This is a genomic window from Xanthobacter autotrophicus (assembly GCF_030015065.1).
GTDB lineage: Bacteria > Pseudomonadota > Alphaproteobacteria > Rhizobiales > Xanthobacteraceae > Xanthobacter > Xanthobacter autotrophicus_D.
The window spans coordinates 1-454 of the sequence record NZ_JAIVFN010000402.1 but is presented as its reverse complement, the minus strand read 5'-3'; the positions used below and the strand labels follow the sequence as shown (position 1 = coordinate 454).

Annotated in this window: 1 protein-coding gene; it reads right to left on the bottom strand. The window is 70.7% G+C overall.

Annotated elements, in window-relative coordinates; all coding sequences use genetic code 11:
* Window positions 1-454 (bottom strand): cupin domain-containing protein (locus tag K9U40_RS23740; protein WP_282892513.1); only part of this gene is annotated, 454 nt, incomplete at both ends.

Here is a 454-nt window from a genome sequence, read left to right as displayed (position 1 = left end):
GTCCCAGGCGTCCAGCTCACCCTGGCGGAACAGCCGGTCCAGCGCCTCGCGGCTGCGGTCGTAGGGGTAGCTGAAGATCGGCGAGGTCGAGGCCGAGTCCGCCGCGCGGTGGCGCACGGGCGCCATGTTGTGGCCGAAGGCCGCGAAGCTGTGGCCTTCGGGGCGGCTGATGGGCTGCACGGCCTCGGGGTAGTTCTCGGCGAAGCCGGCGTCCAGGTGGCCGATCAGGGGAATGTCCAGGCCGTCGAGCCACACCACGGGCTCGCCGCCCTCCTCCACCGCGGGGTTGCCGTGGTCGTGCCAGTTCCACGACGGGGTGATGATGAAATCGCCCGGGTGCATGGTGGTGCGCTCGCCGTTGACGGCCGTGTAGGCACCCTTGCCTTCCACGATGAAGCGCAGCGCCGATTGTGTGTGGCGGTGGCTGGGCGCCACCTCGCCGGGCAGGATCAGC